Annotated in this window: 21 protein-coding genes and 1 pseudogene; 7 read left to right on the top strand and 15 right to left on the bottom strand. The window is 52.0% G+C overall.

Annotated features, from left to right (window positions below; genetic code table 11):
• The first annotated feature begins 297 nt into the window (after positions 1-297).
• From B5E65_RS07125 to B5E65_RS07100, 6 genes are all read left to right on the top strand, one after another.
• A complete protein-coding gene (locus tag B5E65_RS07125; RefSeq protein WP_087171084.1) occupies positions 298-1,146 on the top strand; it encodes a helix-turn-helix domain-containing protein in 849 nt (282 codons plus the stop codon).
• Between the two features lie 362 nt (positions 1,147-1,508).
• A complete protein-coding gene (locus B5E65_RS07120; protein ID WP_087171083.1) occupies positions 1,509-2,852 on the top strand; it encodes an ATP-binding protein in 1,344 nt (447 codons plus the stop codon).
• Positions 2,853-2,910: 58 nt separating this feature from the next.
• Positions 2,911-5,784 carry a DNA adenine methylase gene (locus B5E65_RS07115; protein WP_087171082.1) on the top strand — a complete coding sequence of 958 codons (2,874 nt, stop codon included), beginning with the start codon at positions 2,911-2,913 and terminating at the stop codon, positions 5,782-5,784.
• Positions 5,784-8,135: a restriction endonuclease gene (locus B5E65_RS07110; RefSeq protein WP_087171081.1), complete on the top strand. Its 2,352-nt coding sequence runs from the start codon at positions 5,784-5,786 to the stop codon at positions 8,133-8,135. Before B5E65_RS07115 ends, B5E65_RS07110 begins: the two co-directional genes overlap by 1 nt.
• Positions 8,136-8,210: 75 nt before the next feature.
• Complete coding sequence (locus tag B5E65_RS07105; RefSeq protein WP_087171080.1) at positions 8,211-10,199, top strand: ATP-dependent nuclease; 1,989 nt, start codon at positions 8,211-8,213, stop codon at positions 10,197-10,199.
• 14 nt (positions 10,200-10,213) lie between these two features.
• The gene (locus B5E65_RS07100) at positions 10,214-11,959 is read left to right on the top strand and encodes a UvrD-helicase domain-containing protein (protein ID WP_087171079.1); all 1,746 of its coding nucleotides are present in this window, start codon (positions 10,214-10,216) and stop codon (positions 11,957-11,959) included.
• A gap of 64 nt (positions 11,960-12,023) precedes the next feature.
• On the opposite strand, the gene B5E65_RS07095 is transcribed toward B5E65_RS07100, so the two are convergent.
• The 9 genes and pseudogenes from B5E65_RS07095 to B5E65_RS07055 all read right to left on the bottom strand — a co-directional run bounded on the left by B5E65_RS07095 (position 12,024) and on the right by B5E65_RS07055 (position 18,138).
• Entirely contained in the window at positions 12,024-12,287 is a 264-nt protein-coding gene (locus B5E65_RS07095) for a DUF6809 family protein (RefSeq protein ID WP_087171078.1), read from the bottom strand.
• Positions 12,284-12,673: a TnpV protein gene (locus B5E65_RS07090; RefSeq protein WP_087171077.1), complete on the bottom strand. Its 390-nt coding sequence runs from the start codon at positions 12,671-12,673 to the stop codon at positions 12,284-12,286. The genes B5E65_RS07095 and B5E65_RS07090 overlap by 4 nt, the downstream gene beginning before the upstream one ends.
• Positions 12,674-12,771: 98 nt before the next feature.
• Positions 12,772-14,313 (bottom strand): annotated as a pseudogene (locus B5E65_RS07085) (VirD4-like conjugal transfer protein, CD1115 family); the annotation flags it as partial.
• On the bottom strand, positions 14,310-14,786 hold the full coding sequence (locus tag B5E65_RS07080; RefSeq protein WP_087171075.1) for a PcfB family protein: 477 nt from the start codon (positions 14,784-14,786) through the stop codon (positions 14,310-14,312). The pseudogene B5E65_RS07085 and the gene B5E65_RS07080, both read right to left, overlap by 4 nt.
• Positions 14,787-14,891: 105 nt before the next feature.
• Positions 14,892-15,104 carry a DUF5348 domain-containing protein gene (locus B5E65_RS07075; protein ID WP_007047432.1) on the bottom strand — a complete coding sequence of 71 codons (213 nt, stop codon included), beginning with the start codon at positions 15,102-15,104 and terminating at the stop codon, positions 14,892-14,894.
• 15 nt (positions 15,105-15,119) lie between these two features.
• Positions 15,120-16,241, bottom strand: a complete 1,122-nt coding sequence (locus B5E65_RS07070; protein WP_087171074.1) for a DUF6017 domain-containing protein — start codon at positions 16,239-16,241, stop codon at positions 15,120-15,122.
• A 240-nt stretch (positions 16,242-16,481) separates the two neighbouring features.
• The gene (locus tag B5E65_RS07065; RefSeq protein WP_087171073.1) at positions 16,482-16,982 is read right to left on the bottom strand and encodes a hypothetical protein; all 501 of its coding nucleotides are present in this window, start codon (positions 16,980-16,982) and stop codon (positions 16,482-16,484) included.
• Positions 16,979-17,548: a chromate transporter gene (locus B5E65_RS07060; RefSeq protein ID WP_087171072.1), complete on the bottom strand. Its 570-nt coding sequence runs from the start codon at positions 17,546-17,548 to the stop codon at positions 16,979-16,981. The genes B5E65_RS07065 and B5E65_RS07060 overlap by 4 nt, the downstream gene beginning before the upstream one ends.
• Entirely contained in the window at positions 17,548-18,138 is a 591-nt protein-coding gene (locus tag B5E65_RS07055) for a chromate transporter (protein ID WP_087171071.1), read from the bottom strand. The genes B5E65_RS07060 and B5E65_RS07055 overlap by 1 nt, the downstream gene beginning before the upstream one ends.
• Positions 18,139-18,270: 132 nt before the next feature.
• On the opposite strand from B5E65_RS07055, the gene B5E65_RS07050 reads away from it, so the two are divergent.
• Positions 18,271-19,179 carry a LysR family transcriptional regulator gene (locus B5E65_RS07050; protein ID WP_087171070.1) on the top strand — a complete coding sequence of 303 codons (909 nt, stop codon included), beginning with the start codon at positions 18,271-18,273 and terminating at the stop codon, positions 19,177-19,179.
• A gap of 46 nt (positions 19,180-19,225) precedes the next feature.
• Here the strand turns inward: B5E65_RS07050 and B5E65_RS07045 are convergent, their stop codons facing one another.
• From B5E65_RS07045 to atpA, 6 genes are all read right to left on the bottom strand, one after another.
• Complete coding sequence (locus B5E65_RS07045; protein WP_087171069.1) at positions 19,226-21,103, bottom strand: beta-N-acetylhexosaminidase; 1,878 nt, start codon at positions 21,101-21,103, stop codon at positions 19,226-19,228.
• Positions 21,094-21,957 (bottom strand): Cof-type HAD-IIB family hydrolase, encoded by an 864-nt coding sequence (locus B5E65_RS07040; protein WP_158098535.1) that lies wholly within the window; start codon positions 21,955-21,957, stop codon positions 21,094-21,096. Before B5E65_RS07040 ends, B5E65_RS07045 begins: the two co-directional genes overlap by 10 nt.
• A 153-nt stretch (positions 21,958-22,110) precedes the next feature.
• On the bottom strand, positions 22,111-22,509 hold the full coding sequence (gene atpC, locus B5E65_RS07035; protein WP_087171067.1) for an ATP synthase F1 subunit epsilon: 399 nt from the start codon (positions 22,507-22,509) through the stop codon (positions 22,111-22,113).
• 2 nt (positions 22,510-22,511) lie between these two features.
• Entirely contained in the window at positions 22,512-23,909 is a 1,398-nt protein-coding gene (atpD, locus tag B5E65_RS07030; RefSeq protein ID WP_087171066.1) for a F0F1 ATP synthase subunit beta, read from the bottom strand.
• A gap of 38 nt (positions 23,910-23,947) precedes the next feature.
• On the bottom strand, positions 23,948-24,793 hold the full coding sequence (gene atpG / locus B5E65_RS07025) for an ATP synthase F1 subunit gamma (protein WP_087171065.1): 846 nt from the start codon (positions 24,791-24,793) through the stop codon (positions 23,948-23,950).
• 15 nt (positions 24,794-24,808) lie between these two features.
• Positions 24,809-26,323, bottom strand: coding sequence for a F0F1 ATP synthase subunit alpha (gene atpA, locus B5E65_RS07020; RefSeq protein WP_087171064.1), 1,515 nt, complete (start codon positions 26,321-26,323; stop codon positions 24,809-24,811).
• Positions 26,324-26,330: the final 7 nt, after the last annotated feature.

Genomic DNA, 26,330 nt, shown 5'->3' with positions numbered 1-26,330 from the left:
GTTAATCGCCGGTTTGCCTGCAATTGCTCCTGCCCGGATTTTCCCCGGCGTATTGTCCTTCTTGGTGCGCTCCTGTCTTGGCGTCACTTCCCCAAAGGTCATACCCCTTGCAGCCGGTCATTCAGTTTTCAAGGTTCTATGTCTCCTGACAAAACTCATTTTACCGGAAAAACAGGCCCTCTCCCGTATGTCCAAAACGATGGAAAATGGCTTGAAATCAGCATATTTCCACGCTTATGGAATCATGGTATAATGGTCATAAACGGAAGGATTTTCCTGATAAGAGGGGGATTTTAGATGCACACAAAACTGTCTATTCCGGAACGGCTAAAAGACTTGCGGGTGGTGGATAAGCACTTAACGCTGGAGCAGCTGGCTGAACAGACCGGGCTTTCCAAATCTGCTCTCAGCAAATATGAGAGTGACGATTATAAGGACATCAGCCCCTTTGCTATCGCTACGCTGGCGGAATTTTATGGGGTGTCCACCGATTACCTGATGGGGTTGTCGGAAAATAAAAATCACCCAAACACAGAGCTTCAGGCCCTGCATTTGAGTGATGATATGGTTACATTATTGAGCAGCGGAAAAATCAACAACCGGCTGCTGTGTGAGATTGCCACACATGAGAACTTCCAGCGGTTGATGACGGATATTGAGATTTTCGTTGACCGAATCGCCGATATGCGGATTGCTCAGATGAATCTGGTGCTGGAGGCCACCCGGCAGGAAGTGATCCGCAGCCATGCGCCGGGAGAGAATGACCTTTATGTCCGCACGCTGGAGCTGGGACAGGTACAGGAAAGTGATTTTTTCAGCCACACAATCCACGACGATCTGGACAGTATCGTTCAGGATATTCGTCAGGCCCATGTCACCGACCGCACCACCGCCGATCCACAGCCGACCTTCACAGAGGTCAAGGAAAAATTTGACCGTGCCATGCAGCTGGGCAGTAACGAGGAACGGATAATCCACGAGTTTTGCGACCAGATGCAGATTCCCTTCGACAAGATTGCTTCCGAGGATTTCTCGGCGTTTATGCGAATACTGAGCCTGTCCAGGTTGCTGAAGAATCCCAACAATATGAGGGGAAAGGCTCGGCCGCAAGTCTATCACAGTGCTAAGAAAAGAAAGAGGAGATAAAACTAAATGAAGTGATGCCGATTTGAGCATTTGACTTGCTATGTTTTAGAAAACGTCGTAAGTCAAATATGGCAGAAAATGTGTAGCCAAAACATATCTGTTTGGGACGGTAATCAGATTAATCGTCTCCTTTACAAATCTATAGTTACTCCCCAAAGGCCTGGATTCTACTTTTGATGTAAAATCCAGGCCTTTTGATTTCCAAAGTAATCAAACCGAGGCTTCAAATAATAATGTGATTAGGCTGCCTTGAAACACATATAATTTTGTGATTTGGCTTGTATTTTTTGCCGTTTTGACATATAATAAAAGTGTGATTAAAAAACACTGAATCTATCATAAAAGTGTGATGGGGTGTATATATGGAACGATTGATTTTGAAGAAACTGCTGAACTGGAAGAATTCTCCCTATCGCAAACCTTTAATTTTGAAAGGTGTGCGCCAAGTCGGCAAGACCTGGATTCTGAAAGAATTCGGCAAACGTTACTACGACAACACTGCTTATTTCAACTTTGATGAAAACGAAGAGTACAAGCAATTCTTTGAAACCACGAAAGATGTAGACCGAATTTTGCAGAATTTGATGCTGGCAAGTGGCCAGAAGATTACACCAGAAAAAACCCTAATTATTTTTGACGAGGTACAGGACTGCCCCAAGGTCATCAATTCCATGAAGTATTTCTGTGAGAATGCTCCGCAGTATCACATTGCCTGCGCCGGTTCTCTTCTGGGAATTGCCTTAGCAAAACCTTCTTCTTTTCCGGTAGGTAAAGTTAACTTCATGCAGATTGATCCTATGACCTTTACAGAATTTCTATTGGCCAACGGGGATGAGAACCTGGCAAACTATCTGGAGACAGTAAACACCATTGAGCCGATTCCCGATGCCTTTTTTAATCCTCTGTATGAAAAGCTGAAGATGTACTATGTGACCGGTGGTATGCCAGAATCCGTCAAGATGTGGACGGAGGCAAGAGATGTGGATGCCATGCAGGAAGCCCTGTCTGGGATTATTGGTGCTTATGAGCGTGACTTTGCCAAACACCCTAATATCAGCGAATTCCCCAAGATTTCGATGATATGGAAGTCCATACCGTCCCAGTTGGCAAGAGAAAACAAAAAGTTTATCTATAAGGTAGTCAAAGAAGGGGCACGGGCCCGTGAATACGAGGATGCCTTGCAGTGGTTGGTGGATGCCCGACTGGTGCATAAAATCTACCGCAGTACTGCTCCCGGCCTGCCTGTAGCTGCCTATGATGACCTCTCTGCCTTTAAGATTTATCTGGTAGATGTGGGACTGCTCCGCAGACTGGCGCAGCTGGCACCGACTGCCTTTGGCGAGGGTAATCGGTTATTTACCGAATTCAAAGGTGCATTAACCGAAAATTTTGTACTTCAGACTTTAATTACACAGTTTGAAGTGACTCCTCGGTACTGGTCGCAGACAAATCCTCCTTATGAAGTAGATTTCCTGATTCAGCGTGAAAACGATATTTTCCCTGTGGAGGTCAAGTCCGAAGCCAATACCACCAGCAGGAGCCTTAAGAAATTCAAAGAGTTATTCCCGGATCAAGTTAAACTTCGTGTCCGGTTCTCACTGGATAATCTGAAACTGGATGATGATGTACTGAACATCCCGTTGTTTATGGCGGATCAGACTGATCGGCTGATTGGATTGGCAATGGAGAAACGGCGAAACGGCTAAGATAACTCACATTTACCAATTTCTCTCCACAATTTAAAAAATCATTGAGGCGAATAGAATGAATCAATATAACGAAATTTCTACACTTCAATATATGGGAAGTAAAGCACGTATCATTTCTCATATATGTGATCCAATAATTAAGAATAAGTCAATTCAAACCGTTGTTGATCTATTTGCAGGAACAGGTTCTGTTGGCTATGCTCTTAAGTCATATAAAAATGTCATTAGCAACGACATTGAGTACTACGCATATATCATTAACCAGGCTATATTGAACGGATGTAATTTTTCCGAGTTAGAAGAAGCTTCATTTTGGGCAGTTGTAGAACAAAAATATATGCTTCTGCAAGAAAAAGTATCAACTGCTCTATTCGCAGAAAAAACCTTTTTTGTTGATAACGTAGACTATAAGCTATATCAGACCTTTTGCGAAAAAACACCATCTGTATTTGAACCTCATAGCGACGATCCCCGAATGAAAGAACTTACAGAGTTGGTTTCACATGTAATTCCAGGGAATGAGCCTGCTCTCGACTTTCCCTGCTTATTTTTAACTTACTTTGCTAATGCTTACTTTGGCATTGCACAATGTTGTCAAATTGATGCGTTGCGTAGCGCCATTGAACAGGTAATGGATGAACATACCAAAAATGTTCTGTTAACCGTCCTAATGTCTGTCATGAGCGCAGCAGCTTCTACAACAACACATTTTGCCCAGTTCTTAAAAGTGAAAAGCAAATCAACATGCAATAATTTGCTTACTAAACGAAAAATCAACATTATTGAAGAGTGTAAGGAATTAATGAAAGAGTACCGGAAATCCGGATTATGCTCCAAAAAAGAATACACAACATTTGATTGTCATAACCTTGATTTTTCTGAATGCTTAGATTCTGTTGTTTTAAACAAAAGCACTCTGGTATACGCTGATCCCCCTTATTTCAAAGAGCATTATTCCAGATACTACCACGTGCTAAATACACTGTGCTTATACGATTATCCAGCAATGGCTATTAATCCCCAGACGCATGAACTTTCGATTGGTAGATATAGAGAAGACAGACGGGTATCAGACTTTGGTAAAAAAGCTAAAGCTTTAGGAGCATTTGAGACGCTTATCACAAAATGTGCCACAGCTGGGGCTTGGTTAATGATTAGTTACTCCGATAATTCCATCGTAGACATTACCGATCTGCAAACATTGGCTGAAAAACAATATGATGTTCTAATTGAAAAAGTAGAACTTAGCCATTCAAAACAAGGTCGCAGTTCGATATCCAAGGTTGATGAATACATTTTCATTTGTCGTCCTAAGGAGTTCGTCCATGACGTGAATGAGAAATTGTTAGTGATCAAAGAACTCAAACCAATCGTTGATAACCCCGCTGGCTTTATGCACAACTATATGGCACGTAAACCTTATAATGTTGTCTCTGAAATAATCAAACGGTTTTGTCCTGATAACGGATGTGTTTATGATCCTATGTTTGGTTCTGGTACTACCATCATTGAGGCAAGCAAGCTCGGACGGAAAGCTATCGGTACAGATATCAATCTTCTCGCATATAAGCTGTGTAAAACATCTCTGTCGAGATGGGACCTGAACCAAGTTGAAATTGAGATTGATTCTTTCTGCGAGGAAGTTCGTTCTGCGTGCAATCCTCTATATATGTTTGTTGAAGAGAATGAAAATCGCATATTAGAGAGATGCCATTTTGATAGATATGGTGCAGAACTTGTTCCGACAATGTATTGGTATAAATTACAAAAAAAAGGGAAGTTAACTGGCAGAAAAAAAGCAGTTGCATCAAGTGAATTTATCGTGCAGTATAAGATGTTTAAACACAACGATAAACAAAATATTGAAGATCAGGCATTGATCCCTAACTCCCGAATTGCTATTAAACCTAATGCGACAGTGTATAGTTATTTCTGCAATAGAAATCTGGTTGCAATTGACCGAATAATCGGTATTCTTCATTCGCATCAAAACAGTTATTGCTACGATATTTTAGAATTGCTTGTTTCGTCGGCAATTAATTTGATTAAGTTATCGGATAAAAAGGCATCCAGTCAGATGCCATATTGGCTTCCCCAAAAGGATGTTACTTCAAGAAATGCTGTCATGATAATAGAACAAAAAGCGACTGCTTTTAAGGAAGGTTTAACATATCTTAGCGAAAAATGTAAAAGCTTTGTTGATGAGAAAAATATAGTTCTCAAGAATATGCCTGCACAGAACATTTCAATAGATCTACTTCCACACGAATCTGTTGATTTAATTTTGACCGATCCTCCCTATACAGATCAGGTTCCGTATCTCGAGTATAACCAGCTTTGGTACAAAGTGATGGGATGGCAAGGATTTACGGACGAGTCATTAGAAGACGAACTGGTCGTTTCTGATGCCCCAAGCCGAAATAAGGATGGTGACGATTTCAATCGTATTTTCGAGGCAATTCTTAGTCGCATTTCTCCTGCCCTGAAAACAAACGGATATTTCATAATGTTTTATCACTCGTTTGATTTGAAATCGTGGAGCGATATTCTCAAGACGATGCAGGAACACGGTTTGGCATATTGTGGTCAGATTCCAAGTGCTACACCAAGAAAGTCCTTTAAAACAATTATGACTCCTAAAGGCACGCTTGATGGTAACTATATCGTTGTATTCCAGAAAAGAGCAATCAGTGAAGCGCCACAATTTAATGGAACTATAGACGAGGCAAAAAAGCTTGCGGTTGAATGCGCAAAGAGAATCATTGCAGAACGTAAAGAGGTAACATCTCAAGATCTGTACGATTGTGGTATGCTCAAAGAATCTTTTGAACGCGGATACCTGCAAATTCTGTCGACAAAATATAAATCTTTTGTCGATGTCATCAATGATTTCTTCGTGTTCCAGGATGGGTTATGGAGGTGCAAGTAATGTATTGGTTATTAGATTACGCAGAACAGGAAAACCTGCGCCAGCGAATGATTCACTTGCAAAGCACAATTCTCAATAGGCAGCCTCGAGATCAATCGGAGCAGATTTTTCCTTTCATTGGTAGAAAGAGCCGCACTATTGCAAGAACATTGATTAAGAATCTCACGGATGAGAATGGGCTCGTCGTAGATCCTTTTGGCGGGTCTGGTACATTTGCATACGCTGCACTTGATGCTGGTCGTCATGTGCGATTTAATGAGTGGGAGCCGTACGCCTATAAAATGTCTACTGCTCCGTTTCGTGGTGTTCCGTCTTCCGAGGAATATTGTGCAGCTTTGCGTTTTATTGCGCAGCGGGTAGAACCTACTATGAACGCCATCTATAAAACAAGATGTCCAAACTGTGGAGCTGAGTTGTCTTTTGATGGTTTATTCTTTGACCGTGAACCGCTTGAGTACTACCATCCAACACAACACGAACGCCTTGGAGCAAATGGCGAAAATGTAATTTTTAGAAATAGACGATATAGATGTCATTGTGGCTGCACAGAAAAACATTATGATGATTTTGATGAAGCCGTGCGCCTCCAAGTGGAGGCTATGCCTTGTAACTTTCCCCATGTAGAGTTGATCGAGAATTCTCGATTGAATTTTACAGCCCCACAGTATACGGCATATCAAAATCTATTCTCCAAGCGTCAGCAAATTGCATTGATGACACTTAAGGATGCCATTGCTGAACTTCCGGATGCTACACGTGCCTTCTTTGAAGATACTTTTATTTCGATTGCACACTGCGGAAAATACACTGACTATCGTAGCAAGAGTCAAGATAATCATTGCCCTGAAAATCGCCTAAAGGAGACCAATTTATATCATAGATTTTTGGAGAAACTGGAAGAACGCAGAAATTATATCGCTGCGCAAGACTTTGACTCAAATTTGTTAGAAGTAAGTTCTATGGACTATAGACGCTTTCTGCATACTATTCTGCCCAACACAGTCAATCTTCTTCTGACAGATCCTCCATATGGTGATAACGCTCAATACTTTGAGCACGCCCAAAGAATCCATCCGCTTATGGGGTACTCGTTAAAAGACGATGATGACAGACTTCACAACGAAGTCGTGATTAGCAATGCTCCCTCCAGAGTTGATAAGCATAGTAAAAATCAATTTCTTATCGATATTGAACGATTATTTATTGAAGCGAATCGGATTGTTGATGACCATGGATTTATGGTGTTATATTTCAGGCCGCAACAACGAGATTGGGTCAGCGATCTTAACAAGCTGAAGGATTTTGGGCGACGTCATGGTTTTGAGCCACTTCTAACTATTTCTGCGGGAATTTCAGATCCTTCAATGCGGGCATTGGCTTCTGCTGCTTGGACATTCAAAAATGATGTATGCTTTATTTTCCTGAAGCTACAAGAAAGCGAGCGCCGATGGTACGAGGGCGAAACTGATATTGACGAACTCGTTTTCTTAGCCGCTACAAGTGCTGCAACAGATCAAGGCAATCCATTTGTGATTACTCAGTTTAATCAGGAGTTCTTGTCTCAATTGCGTAGATGTGAATTGATGCGATTAGCTCATCCGATGTATGAAACCAAAATTAGAAGAACCTTAGATCGGTTTACAACAAGAAATGGTGCACAGTATCGATTGACTGGCCTATCTCCATATACTCTGATGAACCGTGAGATGAATGCTGAAATTAGACTTCGTGAGTTTGCTCCAGTTGTAATTGAAGAATTAACAGCTAATGGACAAGGTTTTACTTTTGAAGAGTATGTGATTCACCTTTCTTCCTTCATGGAAAATGGTAGTCGAGAAATCATCAATCAATTGCACACCGCCAATAGACTAATTCCAGAACTGCTGAATGTTTATGCTGTAGAAGATCCCGAGCAGGGGAAATTTTTTGCTCGTAATACAGTCAATACCGATTATGACACTAATGGTCGAGAGCATTTGTGCACAATGGACCCTTATGACTTTGAAAGATTGATTGCGGACTATTTTGTTCGGAGAGGTTTTGTGCATGCAGAAGTCATTGGGCGTTCTGGAGATAGAGGTGTTGATGTCCTTGCTACCAATATTCACGGAGAATATGAATTAATCCAATGTAAAAGGTATCGTCAGGGCAATAATATTGGCTCCACACCTATCCAGCGTGTCCATAGCTATATGCGCACACGAAATGCAAGTAGGGCCTGGGTAATTACAACTTCCGATTTTACTCCTGAAGGACGTGATGAAGCTCGTATTACGAATGTGACAATTATGAATGGTCATGACCTATTGCAGTCTTTGGAAATATACTATCCTGGACGTTTTTGCTTGTAAAAATCTTTTTGTGTACAAAGGGCAATCCCGATAGCACTTACATCATATACCTGTGCTATCAGAAAGGAAATTGGCATGCGATTATCAAAGATAAAAATAAAAAACTACAGATTGCTTATTGATGCTGAACTGGAAGTTGATTCGAAAACAACCTTAATTGTGGGACGCAATAATACTGCCAAAACCTCGTGCTTTGAGTGCATCGGTAAAGTATTGGATGGAACTCCGTTTTCTTTCAATGATTACCCGTTGTCAAAAAGAGAAAATCTATATGCTAATATTGCTTCGTTCATGGCAAAGGAAATTGCTTTTGAAGATCTATGTGAACGGCTGGAACCAATATCTATAGAGTTCCTTGTGGACTATTCCCTGGATGACCCGGAGGATAACTTAGGCGCATTGTCTCCGTTTATCATTGATGTAGATGTGGATACCACTACAGCGTTGATTCGTGCCGAATACAAATTGAAAGCGGACGAGAAAGGTATTTGGAAAATTCTAGAGCCAAACTATTATGAAAATGGGAGCTTTTCTCCTGCTGATGATGTCCATAATGCTATTATAAGCAATTTCCACAAGCTTTTTGAAATGACGATTTATGCGATAAATCCAAAAAAACCAGAAGAAAAGCAGAGTAAAAAGCTGACAGAGTTGGCCCAATTGTTTCCATTTCACATTATTCAGGCAGAGCGCCGCCTTGGTGAAGACGGAACCCAAGACAATTCTTTGTCTTCTCTTATCTCCGATTTCTTTGATATGAGTGAAGACGAATTAGATCCAAGTGTTTCTGAAAAAGTTAAGGAACTTCGAGCTATTGTTGAAAACGCCAACAAAAATGTGCAACAACAAAGCGATAGCATCCTAAGTGCTCTGGTTAGTAAAGCAGTTGGGTTTGGTTATCCCAATGGAGAAGAACTACAGTTAGGAGTTACAACCCAACTAAGCATTGATGACCAGATAAAGAATCAAACACAACTTTCTTATACTGCTGGAACAAGCAAAGAGCGACTCCCCAGTACCTATAATGGTTTGGGATATAAAAACTTAATCAAAATGGAATTTCTTCTTGCAGCATTCGCCAAAAAGGTAGAAAAATGTGGGGACGCCTGTATACCGTTGCTTTTTATCGAAGAACCAGAGTCTCATATGCATCCGCAGATGCAACACGCCTTTGCAGAGTACTTAGAAGCGTTTCTTGCGAAAATTACTTCTGTAGGGATTCAAACTTTGATAACTTCGCATTCTGCTCACATTGCGAACACAATGGTTTTCTCTAAAATTCGATATGCGCAAAAAACAAAGGCCGGTGTTATTTATAAGAACCTAAATACGTTTGCTCAGGAGAATCCTTCTAACACTGATTTCATCCGAAAGTATCTTACTCTAACCAAGTGTGATTTATTTTTTGCAGATAAAGCAATCTTTGTTGAAGGGGCGTCAGAACGTTTGTTGTTGCCCGACATAATCGATAAATGCGCTAAAGCGGGGGACTTTGATTCTCGGGAATATAAACTACCTGCTCAGTATTATGCCTTGGTTGAAATCGGCGGTGCGTATGCCTATAAATTTATTCCGTTCGCTGAGTTTTTGGGTATCCCATGCCTTATTCTTACTGATTTGGACTCTGTGTCTGGTCAAAAAGGTGCGAACGGGAGAATATATTATAAGTCTGTTCCGGTTTCATGCGGTGAAACAACATCTAATGAAACTCTAAAATGGTGGGTCCGGAAGAACAAAGGGCTTTCAGCGGATGATAATACTCAAATCGCTCTAACTGATATTACATCGATGTCTCCTGCTGATAAAACTCGATGCAAATGTCACATTGAATTCCAAACAACAGAGAACGGGTTGTGCGGACATTCTTTGGAAGAAGCAATTCGGAATGTCAACCGTGCACATTATGAATTGGGGGATACTCCTACTGAAGACGATCTTGAGTTTTCAGGGAAGAGTAAAACAGATTTTGCTCTTAATCTCATTTGTGAATGTGAGGATTATGCTATTCCAGCCTATATCAAAGATGGGCTGGTGTGGCTCAATGACCAACGGGTGCTTGAGTAAGGAGGTGTAAGTTCGTGAGTGAAGAATACAAAAGGACAAACTACGACCTTGCAAAAGCTGAAGCCGATAAAGTAGATGAACAAATCATTTCAGCACTTCAGAATGGGATTAGCTTTCGTGTGGAGGCTGGTGCAGGCTCAGGTAAGACATATTCGCTGAACAAAGCCATTGAATGGATTCAGGCAAATAAGTGGACGGAGTATCGCCGAAAGAAACAAACTGTAGTTTGCATTACATATACAAATGCTGCGGTGGATGTGATTGCTGAACGACTATCAAAAAATTCATTTATTCTTCCATCGACAATCCACTCCTTTGCATGGAACGCTATCAAACAGTATCAAAGCTTTCTCATTGATATTGTCACAAGCGATCCTGACTTCTTGCCAGATGAAGGAGATTTTTTCAAGGTCAAAGAAGTTACATATACCTTGGGGCATCGTTACAAGGAAAATGGAATTCAATATTTATACCACGATGACGTTCTAAAGCTCTTTTGTCGGCTTTTAGATAATGCAAAATTCCGGCGTGTATTCGCAGACAAGTATCCTTTGATTTTAATTGATGAGTATCAAGATTCCTATAAACCGATCATTGATCGCTTTATTAACTTCTTTATTGCAGAGAAAAAAGGCCCTCAGTTCGGTTTTTTTGGTGATGCCTGGCAAACCATTTATCAATCCAACAAGGCTTGTGGTCTAATTGAAAATGAGAACCTCGCAATTATCAAGAAAGGCTCAAATTTCAGATCTGCACCACGGATTGTTCGGCTTTTAAATGATTTGCGGCCTGACTTACCCCAAACATCTGCAATAGATGATTTTGACGGAGAAGTGATTGTAATCACCTGTGACGATTATACTGGCCCTCGCCGGACAGAACGCAATCTAAAAGGCGAATTACCTGCGGAAGAATTAAAGAATCGTCTAAGTAATGTCACAGAGAAGATCAAGCGTGAATCATCCGAAGAGGATGATCTAAAAGTTCTAATGATAACGCATAAGGTCCTCGCTACGCAGCAAGGGTACGAACAACTTTTAGAAATTTTAGCTGACGGGCTGAGAGATAAAGAAGATCCGTTCCTTCTGTTTTTTATGGATACTGTTGAGCCAATCTATAAAGCACTTAAAGATTCAAATATGCAGTTGCTTTTTGATACACTCGGAATTAAGCGCTTTCCCATTAAGAAAAAATCCGAAAAAGTCAAGTGGAAAGAGCTACAGCAGCAGTTGGAAGATGCTCGCACCAAAAGAGCAATTGATGTATTTGAGTTAATCAAGCGGACCAAATTGATTCCTATTCCCCCAAAATTGGATGGATGGTATCATCTATATCAGAAAGCGCCAGACACAGTGTATGTTTCTAATGCTTCAATTCAGTCATTTTTAGAATTGGACTACCTGCAATTTACCGCAGCAATCGATTTTTTGTTTCCTGATGCTATGTTTTCCACTGAACATGGCGTTAAAGGCGAAGAATATGACAATATTGTCTTTGTTATCAGCAAAGGTTGGAATCTATATCAATTTGAAACCTATGCACCGATGATAACAGGACACTCTAATGTTCCCGAAGGAAAGCAAGCTTCTTATGAAAGAAATAGAAACCTATTTTATGTTTGTTGCTCAAGACCCAAAAAAAGATTGTTTTTCTTTGTGTCGGTTCCAATAGATGCAGTGTTCAGAGCTTTTCTTACTAAACTGGTTGGAACTGATAATATCTATACCTATAGCCAATATCTTGAAACAGATCTGAAGTAATCAACACGAAATAGCGCCCATCGATCATTTCTGACGACCGATGGACGCTGCCGTTTATGTTCAATTATTCTTCCATTACTTCAGCCATCATCTTGGCCCCTAGCTTAAAGCTGCTCTGGAACAGCAGGCACTCTGCTATGGTTCGATGTTCACGGACGCAATCTGTGTACCGTGAGAACAATTCCTTCTGCTCATCCGTCATGGTAGCCAGAAGTTTTTCTTCATTCCGGGTAATCAAGCGGAGAATTTCATTGTATTCTTTACAGGCTGTTGTATCGTACTCGGTTGGCTCAATATTTCCATACCAGAATTCTTCCAAGATTCTCATACAGCATCCTCCTCGTAGATCAGCTCCCGGAGGATGATTTCCTCCGCCCGGTTGCGGATGCTGTTCATTGCCCTGACCCATGTCATCTGATCCTGGACTTTCAATTCCTCAGTGATTTCTTCCGTTTCTTTCATCTGGGTAATGATACAATCCAGCTGGTTCTGTGCCTGCTCGTTCAAATCGCTCAGATATGTCCAGAGTTTGCCGGTCAAGATCAGGTCATTATACCGGATTGGATGGAACTGCTCCAGATAGGCTTTGTGCATACGACCCCAAATCCCAATGGGGCGGTTTTCCTCCGGCAGCTGTAAGTCGGGGATATAATAGTCACCGACCAACGTATAGCCGATGCCGTTTTCACTGGTTTTCTTCGGTAAGTGTTCCATAAGCGACCTCCTGTATTCGATTTTTCTCCGAATCCAGCTGATCGTGTCCCTGTTCATGTCAAATTCAAGGCAGCTGAACTCTTCATCAACAAGTATGGCATATCCTTTCCTAACTTCTGATAATTCAATCCGTGAGAGGTCTGTGCGCCCCGGTTTTCGCTCTGGTTGTAGCTGTCGATGGTTTCTTTGCCCAGCACGTCAGAGATTTCCTTGGCGTTCTTGCCCCGCCCACTAAGAAAAAGCGTACAGTCGCAGTTGTCGGAAATGATTTCCGCAGCGTCCTTGTAAATGGCTTTTAACTGTGACTGGCTTTGCAAAATAATAGAAGCCGAGATTTCCCGGCTTCGGATGGTGGCGATCAACTTGTCAAAATTGGGTATCTGGCCGATGTTCGCAAATTCGTCCAGAATCATGCGGACGTGAACCGGCAGCCGCCCGCCGTATTTATCATCGGCCCGGTCACAAAGCAGGTTGATAAGCTGGCTCTGCACCATTGCCAGAATGAAATTAAAGGTGGTGTCCGTGTCCGACATAATCAGGAACAGCGCCGTTTTCTCGTCCCCGATGGTGTCAAGTTCCAGTTCGTCGTCCTCCATCAGCTCCCGTACCTCGCGGATGTCAAATGGGGCCATTCTCGCGCCCGCGCTGATAAGGATTGAGGAACGGGTCTTGCCCGCCGAAAGCAGGAATTTTTTATACTGGCGGACGGCAAAATGGTCGGGGTCGCGTTCCTCCAATCGCTCAAACATCATATCCACCGGCGATTGAAATTCCGGGTCGTCCTCGCGGGCTTCGCTGGCATTTATCATTTCAAGCAGCGTCGTGAAGTTCATTTCTTCCTCCGGCGCTTCCTGCCAGATATAGCCGATCAGGGCCGTGTAGAACAGCCGTTCCGATTTCACCCAAAAATCTTCCGCGCTTTTTTCACCCTCGCCCTTGGTGTTGCAGATGAGGGTGTTTACCAGCTTCAACACGTCTTTTTCCGAGTGCAGATACCGAAACGGATTGTATTTCATGCTCTTGGAAAAGTTGATGGTGTTCAGCACTTTCACGCGGTAGCCGCTGCGGATAAGGAGCTGGCCCACTTCACCGATCAAGCTGCCCTTGGGATCGGTTATCACGAAAGAGGTCGGATAGTCCTTGGACACACATTGCATCAGGTTCGGCTTCACGAAGAACCGGGTCTTGCCGCTGCCGCTGCCTCCGATCACCAGAACATTTTTATTGCGGGCGGTCTTGGGGTCTTTCGGCCTGTTGTTCATTGTCAGCCGTTCCGTCTGTGTCAGCAGAATGTTGTTGTCAAAATTGGGGTCGATATAGGGGGCTATATCCTTGGGGCCGCCCCATCGGGCGCTGCCGTACTCCACGCCTTTGCGGTATTTCTTTGCGTTCTTGCCCTTGCAGTACACCATGAGCCGCAGCGCCACAGCACCGGCGACGCCGATCAGCAGGTCAAAGGGGTTGAAGCTGGGGGCAGCATTGGCAAAGGCCGCCGCGCAGCCGTCCGCATAGTGCAGGAGCTTTTGGGAAAGGTCGATGCCCTCCGCCAGCCGGTACGCCTGCCCCAGCTTGCCGAACAGATAGACAAACAGCAGATAGGGCAGGTTGGCGATTATCAGCTTTTTCACTTCCGGCTTCATCGTGACAGCCCCCTTTCCTTGAATTTCTCCTTGGCCCGGTCAGCGTTGCGGACTGCCGCCTTTTCCTTGCTTGCGGCAATGTCCTTGCGGATCGAGGGCCGTTCCTCCCGCTGCAATTTCTTGGCCGTGAACTCCTTGAACGCCTGTTCCATGTTGTCGGCGTCTTTGGCTTTGAAAATCACAATGTAGTGCGGGGGATGGGTGGTGGCGTCTTTCCGCAGCGTGAAGTCCACGCCGTATTTCTTGGCGCAGGGCCGGAAAAGGCCGATATTGGCGTCGGTGATCTCAATGTTGGACAGGGCCGCCCCGTGCTTTTTGAGCTGCTTTAAGCTCTGCTGGCCGTGGTGCAGCTTGGTCTTGCCCTTGTTTCTGGCTTCCAGAAACTTGCGGGCCGCCGCTTGCAGCACTTGGGCCGTCAGCTTGGCCGATTTGATGGAAAAGGCCATTGTCTTTTGGGTTACTTCCTCCTGCAATCGCTATCCCTCCTTTCGCAGAAGTGCGGCGGCACGGTTAAGGTGGCACCGTCAGCCGCCGCAGGAAACAGAAAAGGGACAGCCGCTTGCGCCGGTTGTCCCCGATTAAATCCTCACCCGCAGGCCGGAAAGGTCGTCGGCACGGATGCCAACCAGATACCAGTCGTCCCCGTACTCAATGCGGGTGGGCTTCCACCTGCCGCCCACCATCACGTCAAAGGTTTCCCCACAGTGCAGGCCGCCGTAGTAGTCCGCCAGATCAAAGCGAATGTCGTAACGGTCGCTGCGCTCGTCGAAGATCAATGCACCCTGTTTCATAGGGCCGTCCTCCTTTCAGATTTTGCCGGTGTTCATGTCATGGGCCACCAGTGCGGTATAGTAACCGTTCATGGTGCTGGGGGCGTTGAACAGCATAGCCAATAGGTATTTCTTGATGTTGCGGATTTCCGAAGTGTTCTTGCTCAAACACTGGAACACAAATTCAATGTGGCTGCTGTCCAGCTTCATAAACTTGGATTTCACCAGCTCTGCCGGGTAATCGTCCCCGGCAATACGGATGGTCTTGCGGGCGCTGCACACGGTTTCCACCAGCAAGTCCACGATCTCGTCCAGCGTTTCCCGGTCAATGCCCTTGGCGTGCTGGCAAAGGTGTTCGTACTCGATGTTGTCCATGATGATCTCACGATAAATCTCTATGGCGCTCTGTGATTTCGCTCCCGTTCCTTTCCGTTCCGGCGGCTGTGCCGCCTCGTCCTCCAAAGGAGAGGGTCGGGAAAGGATAGGAATGGAATCGGTAATTGATACATCAGTAATTGATTTTTCTTTACTTGATATATCTTTATTTAATTGCGTTGGTTTTCCCAACGTAGGCTTTTCCTGCGTTGGATTATCCAACATTGGATTTTCCAACGTAGGTGAATCCGGCACCGGCTGGGGCTGTTCGTAGATCACATAGTCCGCGCCACGCAAGCGCCCTTGGCTGTCGCGCTCACGGGATCGGACGATGTACCCGGCCTGTTCCAGCTCCCGGATTGCGGCCCGGATCGCGTCGATTTGCTCCCGGTTGATAAGGGATAAGCCTTTGAGCGTATAGTCCCAATTTTCCGGCAGGGAGAGCATTTGCGATAACAGGCCCTTGGCTTTCAGGGATAAGTCCTTGTTCCGCAGGTGGTGGTTGGACATCACCGTGTAGCCCTTGTTGCGCTCCACACGGAATACTGCCATGTTCTCAACTCCTTTCACTCGAAATGTCACCGCGTCGTAGGCGGTCAGCTTGCCCGGCTGGTAGGGACATTCCGCATAGACGCAGAATTGATATTTCCAGTGCGGGCGATAAAAGCGGCAGGTGCCGCAGTCCTCCGGCGTGACCGCCTCGCCGCTGTCGTAGTGGTCGAAACCGGGCTTGCCCTGCATGAGCTGTTCAAAGGCCCGGTCGCTGCCGGAAGTGAAGTACATAGGCCGTCGCCTCCTTTCTGCGTTTGGGCAAAAAGAAAAGCCGCAGACTTTTTTCAAAATCTGCGGCTTGGCCGGGGAAACAGAAAAGGGCGCTGTCATGCTTGACAACACCCTGTTTCTGCCTGATTATTCAGTTGTTTTGACCTGCCCCGTTTTCCGCTGCCCTAAAAAACATTGATTTTACTGGGTTTTTTCATGTTTTCTTATGGCAACGCTCTTTTGCCCGGGTGGTTTTTGCGTTTATACCAGTACCATCTCGTCCTCGTGCACCATATAGTAGGCCAGCACATACAGCGCCGCCCAGAAGGTTACCGAGAATTTGTCCGAGCAGGCAAACACCTGCGGCCGTACCGTAAAGAAGGGGCTCAGCTTGCCCAGCACCGTGCCGTCGTGGGCAAACAAGACACTGTGGTCCCGCTGGTGCAGCACCTCCCACTCGCCAAAGTGGGCGGTGTGCAGCACCATCCGGTCTGCCCGGGGCGGCCGTGTCATGGAACCGCCCGCCGGTTCCGGCTCAAACACCAGGTCGCTGCTGACCACCACGTGGTTGCCCTCGTCCATCACCTCGTACCGGCCTTCTTCGCTGGCCTCGTGCACATCGGTGTGATACACCGGGCCTGCCTGGTCAAACACCAGTTTGGCCGGGCCCAGCAGCTTCTGCTGCCGGATGGACGCCAGAGCCGTGCCCTCCTTGTTCTTGATCTTATATCCGCCCAACGCGGGCCGAATCAGCAAAATCATACCGCACCTCCCGCAAGTAAATACAACGCGCCGCCCAGGATCCCGCTGCCTGCCATCACCAGGATGGGATCAGGCTTCCAGCGCCGCAGCACCACGAATGCCGCCACAAACAGCCCCGCGCCCAGCCAGTTGAAGGCCGCCGCGCTGGCCACACCGTCGCCGAACACCGCCAGGCTCAGGATGCTCACACCCGCCGAGGCGATCAGCGCCACCACCGCGGGCCGCAGCCCCGCCAGGGTGCCCTGGATGTAGGCCAGGTTCTGGTACTTGAAGTAGAGCCAGGCCAGCAGGGACACGATCAGGCAGGCGGGCGCAATGCAGCTGAAGGTGGCTACCAGCGCGCCGGGAATCCCGGCGACCCGCATCCCCACAAAGGTGGAGGAATTCACCGCGATGGGGCCGGGGGTCATCTCGGCAATGGTGATCAGGTCGGTGAACTCGCTCATGGTCAGCCAGCCGTGGCCGTTGACCACCTGCTGCTGAATCAGCGGCACCGCCGCCATTCCGCCGCCGAAGCTGAACAGCCCGATCTGGAAAAAGCTGACGAACAACTGCCAGTACAGCATCACAGCATCCGCTCCCTTCTGCGGTGCAGCCGCAGCCAGGTGGAACCCAGCCCGTACACCGCGCATACAAAGATGATCCACAGCACGTTCACGTTGAACATCCAGGATGCCAGGAACGCGCCCACCATGATCAGCACCCCGATCACGCCGCTTTCCCGCTGCACATTGCGGGACAGGTTCACGGTTACGTCGGCGATCACCGCCGCCACGCCGGACTGCATACCCTTGAGCACCGCCGCCACGATGGGGTTGGTGCGGAAGGCGGTGTAGCACAGCGAGATCAGCGAGATGATCACAAAGGGCGGGATGATGGTGCCCAGCACCGCAATCGCCATGCCGGGCAGGCCCAGCGTCCGGTAACCCACCAGAATGGCCGCGTTGACCGCCACCGCACCCGGCGAGGACTGGGCGATCGCCGCCAGGTCCAGCATCTCATCCGCTTCCAGCCAGTGCAACTCGTCCACGAACTTTTTCTTCAGTAGGGATACGATCACGTAGCCGCCGCCGAAGGTGAACGCGCTGATGGTCAAAGTAGAAAGGAACAGGGTCCAATATTTGTTTTTGCCGCTCGGTTTTGTTTCAGTCTGCATCGCTATCTCCTCCCGCAAGATAGGATACGACTTTCTTAGCTATTTGTAAAATACTATGATATAATAGAATCAATAGATAAAAGACTATACTAGACCGGTGCCTGTGCCGGCTGGAACAGGAGGCGCACTTGTATGACCCTGCGGCACTTAAAGATCTTTCTGAGCATCTACGAGACCGGCAGCACCACCGCCGCCGCCGAACAGCTGTTTATCTCCCAGCCCACCGTCAGTGTGGCCTTGCGGGAACTGGAGGAACACTACGGCGTGCGGATGTTTGAGCGGTACGCCAAGCACCTGTATGTGACCCCGGCGGGCCAGCAGATGTACCAGTATGCCAAACACCTGGTGAACCTGATGGAGGAGGCGGAGGACGCGATCCGCAGCCAGGGTGAAGCGGGTACGCTGCGGGTGGGGTCCAGCATCACCATTGCCACCCGCTTTCTGCCGGAGTATGTGCGCCGGTTCAAGGAGCTGTATCCCCAGATGCAGGTACAGGTCAAGGTGGACAACACCGACACCATCGCCCGGATGGTGCTGGACAACCAGATTGACCTGGGCCTGGTGGAGGGGCAGGTGCACAGCCCCTATATTCAGGCGCAGCCCTACAGCGGCGACCGGCTGGTGCTGGTGTGCAGCCCCCGCCATCCCTATGCGGGCTTCTGCCGGGTAGCGCCGGAGGTGCTGGCGGTGGAGGACATGCTGCTGCGGGAAAAGGGCAGCGCCGGACGGGATCTGTTCGACAGCCTGATGGAGCGCCGGGGCGTGCGCATCGAGCCCGCCTGGGAGAGCGTGAGCACCCAGGCGCTGGTGCGGGCGGTGCAGGCAGATCTGGGGGTGGCGGTGCTGCCTTACTACCTGGTGCAGGAGGCCATCGAGCAGGGCACTGTGACGGCGGTTCCGCTGGAGGGGGTGGATTCCTGCCGCCGCTACAGCCTGATCGTGCACAAGAGCAAGTTCCATTCCGCGGCGCTGGACGCCTTTCTGGAGCTGTGCCGCAGCTACCAGGAGGCCGACGTGGAGGTACCGGCGGAACACAAATAAAAAACGCCCGCCGCAGAGTTTGCGGCGGGCGTTTTCCGTTGTTGGTTTATACGCCGTACAGGGCGCAGGGGGCGGCGATCTGTTCCCAGCGCACGGCGGAGAAGGGCTCCGGAGAATTGGTGCGGGGGGCAAAGGGCAGCAGCGCCGCGTCCAGCTCGGGGATGGTGTCGCAGCGGCCGTTCAGCCAGCTTTCCAGACGGTCGGCGGCGGTGCGCAGCCGGGCACAGACCCCGCCCAGCCGGATGTCAAAGGCCTCCAGGCCAAAGGGCTTGTTTTCGGCCAGCCACTGGGCGTGGTAGGCCTGCCGGAAGGCTTCCGCCAGCTCCAGAATCTCCGGGATCTCGGCGGCCAGACCGGCCAGCGCGGCCCGGTCCTTTGCCTGCCAGGCGGCGCGCAGCCGCCGTCCCAGCGGCGCCTTGCGGGCCAGCAGACGGCAGAGGGCGGCCTCGGCGCGCAGCAGGCCGTCCCATTCGCCCGCCTCGTCCGCCAGGGAACCCAGCCGGGCCGCACAGGCCGCAAAGTGATCCGCGGCCTGTTCCGGCCGGTCGTCTGCGTCCGCCAGACCCAGCAGCACGTCCTGATACAGCAGGTATTTGGTGGGGTTCACCCCCTGGCGGCCGGGGGCCGGATTATCCGGGGTCATGTCCGGGTCATCCAGCGCCAGCAGGCAGGCCCGGGGCGCGCCGCAGCAGGCGGCAAACCGCGCATCCAGCCAGTCCTCCTCGGCCCGGCCTGCCCAGGCCCGTTCCGCCCAGGCGCTCAGGGCCGGCAGCACCGAGAACACACTGGCCTCGGCCCCGTTGTCGCCCCAGCAGGTGATCAGGACCTGATCCACGCCCTCAGCGCGGCAGGCGTCGGCGGCCAGTTCCGCCAGCTTCAGGCTGAACCGGTTGTGGGGCACGAAGCCGGTCCACTTCCAGGCCCCGCCCGCAAATACCAGGTCAGGGCAGAGTTCCTTGTGGCGGGCCATCATTTTGTGGTAGAGGGCCCCGTCCTCGCTGTAATAGTCCCAGTACACCAGGGTCAGACCCTCCGGCACCGCGGCAGCCGCCGGGTCCAGGGGCTTGTCGGCGGCGTAGTATTCGCCCCCGTTGGCCAGCCGGAAGAACATATCGCTCCACATCATGGGGGCAAAACCCTGCTGCCGGGCGATCTTCAGCACCGTTTCCAGATGGCGGCGCAGGATGGCGGGCCGGTCCCGGTAGCCGTGCCGGTCCAGATAGCGGCCCAGGCCCAGCATGTGGGCCTCATCCATGCCGATGTTCACCTTACGGCTGCGGAAGGTATCCGCCAGCGCGGCAAACATCTGTTCCAGAAACGCTTCGGTTTCCGGCGCTTCGCAGAGCAGGATGTCGTCGCAGTCCCACAGCGGGGCAAAGGGCTGCCAGCGCAGCGGCTGGGCCAGATGGGCCAGCGTCTGCACACAGGGCACCAGCTCGATGCCCAGCGCGGCGGCAAAGTCGTCCAGCGCCCGCAGCTCCTCCCGGGTGTAGGCCCCGCGCAGGTAGCCGAAATAGGGCTGCTCCGGGATGGTGTAGGTGTCCTCGGTGTACAGCTGCACCGTGTCGTAGCCCATCAGCGCCAGCCGCACAAACAGCCGCTGCAGGGCGGCGGGGGTGGGCACTGCGTTGCGGGAGCAGTCCACCATCACACCCAGCGAGCGGGTCCAGGGCTGTTCTTCATACACCCAGCCGGGGGCGGCGTCCCGGTGCTGGGCCAGCAGGCCCAGGCCCCGCACAAAGCCGGTCAGACCGGCCGCGTCCAGCTGCCAGCCGGTTTCGGTGCGGGTCAGCGCCAGACCGTTTTCCCGGCTGCCGCCGGTCAGAACGGCGCCCTCCGGTGCGGCGGAGAATCCCAGTGCCGGGGCGGCCAGGGCAAAGGCCCGCTGCCGGCCGGCGGAAAGATGTTCGGTGTTCAGTCGCATGCAAAACCCTCCTGTTTCAGCTGTTCGGCTACGCCGGGAATATACCGGGACAGCGCCAGGGCCACCCCGTCCTCTTCGTTGGTGGCGGTCACCGCGTCGGCGCTGGCCTTGAGCGCCGGATCGGCGTTGCCCATGGCCACCCCCAGGCCCGCCGCCTGCAGCATGGCGGCGTCGTTGTCCGAGTCGCCGCAGGCCATCACCTGCTCCCGGGCAAAACCCAGATGTTTCGCCAGCGCCAGCAGCGCCGCGCCCTTGGTCACGCCGGGGGCGTTGATCTCGATGTTGGTGCCCAGGCTGCAGGTGACCTCGTAGCCCAGTGCCGCCAGCTTCTGCCAGGCCGGCTGGCGGTGGGCCAGCGTGCCGAACTGGCAGCTGAACTTCTCAACCCGGGCGCCCGCCGCCGCAAAGGCGGCCAGGTCCGGCACCGTGTGGCGGCTTGTCCGGATATAGGAGAGCAGTTCCGGCGGCACCAGCGTCTGCAGCCGGGCCAGATGGGCCTCGGTGGTGTAGGCGAGGCCGTCGGCAAACAGATCCACGGTACAGTCAAACTCCGCCAGTACCCCCAGCACCTCCACGGCCTGGGCAGGGGAGAACAGCAGCTCCACCACCGGCTGCCGCCCGGCCAGCCGCCACACACAGCCGCCGTTGCTGGTCAGCACCCACTCCACCCCGGGAATGGACAAAAACTCATCGGGTGCGCCCACCAGCGGGCGGCCGGTGGCGGGCAGTACCGCCACGCCCCGTTCCAGCGCCGCCCGGATGGCGGCCAGGGTGCGGGGGGTGATCTCCTTCTGATTGTTGAACACGGTGCCGTCCAGATCCAGCGCCACCATGCGGATGTCGTAGTCTGCCACGAGCGGGCCCTCCTTTGCGCGGTAAAATTGGTTCATCTCCATCCTACCATATCCGGGCGGGAAAGAAAACGGTTAAAACGAAAAGTATACAAAGAGATAAAAATACGCGGAGGAAAATGCTTCCTCCGCGTATTGCGTTCCGGAAATGCCGTCTCAGCGGGCCACGCTGGTACGCACCAGCGCGCGGCGCAGCCGGGCGTTGGCCAGTTCCAGCTCCCGGGCGTCGGCGCCCTTGCGGGCTAGAATCTCCTCGGCGCGATGGCGGCTGGCCTCGGCGCGGGCTTTGTCGATGTCCTCGGCCCACTCCCAGGTGGTGGCCACCAGACGGGCCTTGCCGCCGGTCACCGCCAGCATGCCGCCGATGCAGGCGGCCCGCCGCACGGTGCCGTCCGCCATGGTCACACGGGCTTCGCCCATGCCCAGCGCGGTCATATAATTGCAGTGCCGGGCCAGGATGCACACGTCCCCGGCGATGGTGCGGCAGAACAGCTTTTCGGCCTCCCCTTCAAAGATGAGGCCGTCCGGCGTCACGATCTGAAGTTCGAAGGTCATGCTCACTCACCCTTTTTGGCCCGGGCCACCACGTCGTCGATGGTGCCGGCGAACAGGAAGGCGCTCTCGGGCAGATCGTCGTGCTTGCCCTCCAGGATCTCCTTGAAGCCCCGGATGGTCTCTTTCAGCGGCACATACTGGCCGGGCATACCGGTGAACTGTTCCGCCACCGTGAAGCTCTGGCTCAGGAAACGCTGTACTTTACGGGCCCGGTTGACGGTGAGCTTGTCTTCCTCGCTCAGCTCGTCCATACCCATGATGGCGATGATGTCCTGCAGTTCCTTATAGCGCTGCAGCACCTTCTGTACGCTGCGGGCCACCTCGTAGTGCTCGGTGCCCACCACGTCCGGCGACAGGATGCGGCTGGAGGATTCCAGCGGGTCCACGGCCGGGTAGATGCCCTGGGACGAGATCGCACGGCTCAGAACCGTGGTGGCGTCCAGATGGGCAAAGGTGGTGGCGGGGGCCGGGTCGGTCAGGTCATCGGCCGGCACGTAAACCGCCTGCACGCTGGTGATGGAGCCCTTCTTGGTGGAGGTGATACGCTCCTGCAGCGCGCCCATTTCGGTGGCCAGGGTGGGCTGGTAACCCACGGCGCTGGGCATACGGCCCAGCAGCGCGGATACCTCGCTGCCCGCCTGGGTGAAACGGAAGATGTTGTCGATGAACAGCAGCACGTCCTGGTTCTGCACATCGCGGAAATACTCCGCCATGGTCAGGCCGCTCAGCGCCACGCGCATACGGGCTCCCGGCGGCTCGTTCATCTGGCCGTAGACCAGGGCGGTCTTGTTGATAACGCCGCTCTCGCTCATCTCGCCGTACAGGTCGTTGCCCTCACGGGTACGCTCGCCTACGCCGGTGAACACCGAGTAGCCGCCGTGCTGGGTGGCCACGTTGTTGATCAGCTCCTGAATCAGAACGGTTTTGCCCACGCCGGCGCCGCCGAACAGGCCGATCTTGCCGCCCTTGGCGTAGGGGCAGATCAGGTCCACGACCTTGATGCCGGTCTCCAGGATCTCGGTGGTGGTCTCCTGCTCTTCATAGCTGGGGGGATCCCGGTGGATGGGCCAGCGCTCCATATTTTCGGGGGCGGGCTTATTGTCGATGGGCTCACCCAGCAGGTTGAACACCCGGCCCAGGCAGGCGTCGCCCACCGGCACGGTGATGGCGCTGCCGGTGTCCACGGCTTTGGCGCCCCGCACCAGACCGTCGGTGCTGCTCATGGCGATGCAGCGGGCCACATTGTCGCCAATGTGCTGGGCTACCTCCACCACCAGCTTTTTGCCGCCGTTGTCCAGCTCGATGGCGTTGCGCAGCGCCGGCAGCTGTCCGTCCGCAAAGCGGATGTCCAGTACCGGGCCGATGACCTGGACCACGGTGCCAATATTCTTTTCGGACATGGTTTCCTCTCCTTACGTTTAGAATCCGGCTTGCCTCGTCACGCCTCGCCGCCCGCTACGATCTCGGTGATCTCTTGCGTTATGGCGGCCTGACGGGCCCGGTTGTAGTGCAGGCTCAGGGTATCGATCATCTCGCCCGCGTTCTTGCTGGCCGCGTCCATGGCGGTGCGGCGCGCGCCCATCTCGCTGGCCACGCTCTCGCACAGCGCCCCGTAGATCAGCCCGGCCAGGTATTCCGGCACGATGGCGTCGTATACGGCCTGACTGTCCGGCTCGTAGAGGATCAGGGGCTGGGGGCCGGCTGCCTTTTCCTTGGGCGGGTTCAGCGGCAGCAGCCGCAGCACCGCCGGGGTCTGGGTCAGCATGGAAACAAAATTGGTGTATCCCACATAGATCTCGTCGAACTCGCCGGCCAGAAAACCCTTGGCCAGCGTGCGCGCCATGGAGAAACAGTGCCCCACCGATACGTCCTCCGCTTCGGGGAACTCCCGGCTCAGCACCTCGGCGCCCCGGTGCAGATAATGCTCCAGCGCCTTTTTGCCCACCGGCAGATAGCAGCAGTCCTTGCCCTGGGCATGGGCCGCCACCGCCTTGAACACGTTGGCGTTGTATCCGCCCGCCAGGCCCCGGTCGCCGGCGATCACCACATAGCAGGTGCGCTTCACCGGCCGGCTGGCGGTATAGGAGGAGGAGAAATCGGTGTTGTGGGCCGCGATATCCGCCAGCGTGGCGTGCAGCACATCAAAGTAGGGGCGGCTTTTTTCCACCCGCAGTTTGGCGTGCCGCAGCTTGGAGGAAGCCACCAGCTCCATGGCCTTGGTGATCTGCATGGTGCTCTCCACGCTTTTGATGCGCAGCTTGATGTCTTTCATGGAACCAGCCATGCGTCTGATCCCTCCTTAATGCGCCCGCACAAAGCTGTCGGTATAGGCGGTGAGAACCTCGTTCAGGGCGTCCTCGTCCGCCTGCTCCAGCTTGCCGGTCTCGCGGATGCTGCGCAGCAGCGGGTCGGCGTTGGCGTCCAGGTATTCGTACAGCCCCTTCTCGTACTCCTTGACCAGCTCCACGGCCACATTCTGCAGATATTTGTGGGTCACCGCGTAGATGATGCAGACCTGCTTTTCCACCGGCACGGGGGCGCTGCGGTCCTGCTTGAGGATCTCCACGATGCGCTGGCCCTGCGCCAGGCGGAACTTGGTGTCGTCGTCCAGGTCGCTGCCGAACTGGGCGAAGCTCTGCAGCTCCAGATACTGGCTGTAGATCAGCTTCAGGGTGCCCGAGACCTTCTTCATGGCCTTGATCTGGGCGTTGCCGCCTACACGGGACACCGAGATGCCCGGGTTTACCGCCGGCATAACGCCGGAGTGGAACAGCTCGCTCTCCAGGAAGATCTGGCCGTCGGTGATGGAGATCACGTTGGTGGGGATGTAGGCGGACACGTCGCCCGCCTGGGTCTCGATGATGGGCAGAGCGGTCAGGCTGCCGCCGCCCTTTTCGCTGCTCATGCGGGCGGCCCGCTCCAGCAGACGGCTGTGCAGGTAGAACACGTCGCCGGGGTAGGCTTCACGTCCCGGCGGACGGCGGATCAGCAGGCTAAGCGCACGGTAAGCCACCGCGTGCTTGGACAGATCGTCGTAGATCACCAGCACGTCCTTGCCCTGTCCCATGAAGTATTCGCCCATGGCGCAGCCGGCATAGGGGGCGATGTACTGCACCGGGGCCAGCTCGCTGGCGGTGGCGCTTACCACGATGGTGTAGGCCATGGCGCCGCCCCGCTCCAGGGTGTCCACCAGCTGGGCCACGGTGCTCTGCTTCTGGCCGATGGCCACATAAATGCAGATCACGCCGGTGCCCTTCTGGTTCAGGATGGTATCGGTGGCAATGACCGTTTTACCGGTCTGCCGGTCGCCGATGATCAGCTCGCGCTGGCCGCGGCCGATGGGGATCATGCTGTCGATGGCCTTGATGCCGGTCTGCAGCGGCACGTTGACCGGCTGGCGGTCAATGATGCCGGGGGCCGGGCTTTCAATGGGGCGGTAGCCGGCGGCCTCGATGGGGCCCTTGCCGTCCACCGGCTGGCCCAGGGCGTTCACCACGCGGCCGATCAGGCCCTCGCCTACGGGAACGCTCACCACCTTGCCGGTGCGCTTGACCACACTGCCCTCTTTCACGCCGTCGTCGCTGCCCAGCATGACGATGGACACGGAGTTCTCCTCCAGGTTCTGGGCCATGCCGTACTCGCCGTTGGCGAACTCCACCAGCTCGCCGCTCATGCACTTTTCCAGGCCGCTGGCCCGGGCGATGCCGTCGCCCACCAGGATAACGGTGCCGGTCTCGCTCTGCTCGATCTGGGCCTCGTAGTGCTTGATCTGCGATTTGATGATCTTGGAAATCTCTTCCGGTTTCAGTTGCATTCTCTCA

It is taken from the genome of Gemmiger sp. An120, from assembly GCF_002160955.1.
Taxonomy (GTDB): Bacteria; Bacillota; Clostridia; order Oscillospirales; family Ruminococcaceae; genus Gemmiger_A; species Gemmiger_A avium.
The sequence above is the reverse complement of the archived record's forward strand: the minus strand, read 5'-3'. Positions and strand labels throughout refer to the sequence as shown.

Coding starts and splice junctions, on each gene's coding strand:
- B5E65_RS07125 (WP_087171084.1), top strand. CDS start 298: ATGCACACAAAACTGTCTATTCCGGAACGGCTAAAAGACTTGCGGGTG.
- B5E65_RS07120 (WP_087171083.1), top strand. CDS start 1,509: ATGGAACGATTGATTTTGAAGAAACTGCTGAACTGGAAGAATTCTCCC.
- B5E65_RS07115 (WP_087171082.1), top strand. CDS start 2,911: ATGAATCAATATAACGAAATTTCTACACTTCAATATATGGGAAGTAAA.
- B5E65_RS07110 (WP_087171081.1), top strand. CDS start 5,784: ATGTATTGGTTATTAGATTACGCAGAACAGGAAAACCTGCGCCAGCGA.
- B5E65_RS07105 (WP_087171080.1), top strand. CDS start 8,211: ATGCGATTATCAAAGATAAAAATAAAAAACTACAGATTGCTTATTGAT.
- B5E65_RS07095 (WP_087171078.1), bottom strand. CDS start 12,287: ATGAGAATCTTGGAAGAATTCTGGTATGGAAATATTGAGCCAACCGAG.
- B5E65_RS07090 (WP_087171077.1), bottom strand. CDS start 12,673: ATGGAACACTTACCGAAGAAAACCAGTGAAAACGGCATCGGCTATACG.
- B5E65_RS07075 (WP_007047432.1), bottom strand. CDS start 15,104: ATGAAACAGGGTGCATTGATCTTCGACGAGCGCAGCGACCGTTACGAC.
- B5E65_RS07070 (WP_087171074.1), bottom strand. CDS start 16,241: ATGTACTTCACTTCCGGCAGCGACCGGGCCTTTGAACAGCTCATGCAG.
- B5E65_RS07065 (WP_087171073.1), bottom strand. CDS start 16,982: ATGATTTTGCTGATTCGGCCCGCGTTGGGCGGATATAAGATCAAGAAC.
- B5E65_RS07060 (WP_087171072.1), bottom strand. CDS start 17,548: ATGCTGTACTGGCAGTTGTTCGTCAGCTTTTTCCAGATCGGGCTGTTC.
- B5E65_RS07055 (WP_087171071.1), bottom strand. CDS start 18,138: ATGCAGACTGAAACAAAACCGAGCGGCAAAAACAAATATTGGACCCTG.
- B5E65_RS07050 (WP_087171070.1), top strand. CDS start 18,271: ATGACCCTGCGGCACTTAAAGATCTTTCTGAGCATCTACGAGACCGGC.
- B5E65_RS07045 (WP_087171069.1), bottom strand. CDS start 21,103: ATGCGACTGAACACCGAACATCTTTCCGCCGGCCGGCAGCGGGCCTTT.
- atpC (WP_087171067.1), bottom strand. CDS start 22,509: ATGACCTTCGAACTTCAGATCGTGACGCCGGACGGCCTCATCTTTGAA.
- atpD (WP_087171066.1), bottom strand. CDS start 23,909: ATGTCCGAAAAGAATATTGGCACCGTGGTCCAGGTCATCGGCCCGGTA.
- atpG (WP_087171065.1), bottom strand. CDS start 24,793: ATGGCTGGTTCCATGAAAGACATCAAGCTGCGCATCAAAAGCGTGGAG.
- atpA (WP_087171064.1), bottom strand. CDS start 26,323: ATGCAACTGAAACCGGAAGAGATTTCCAAGATCATCAAATCGCAGATC.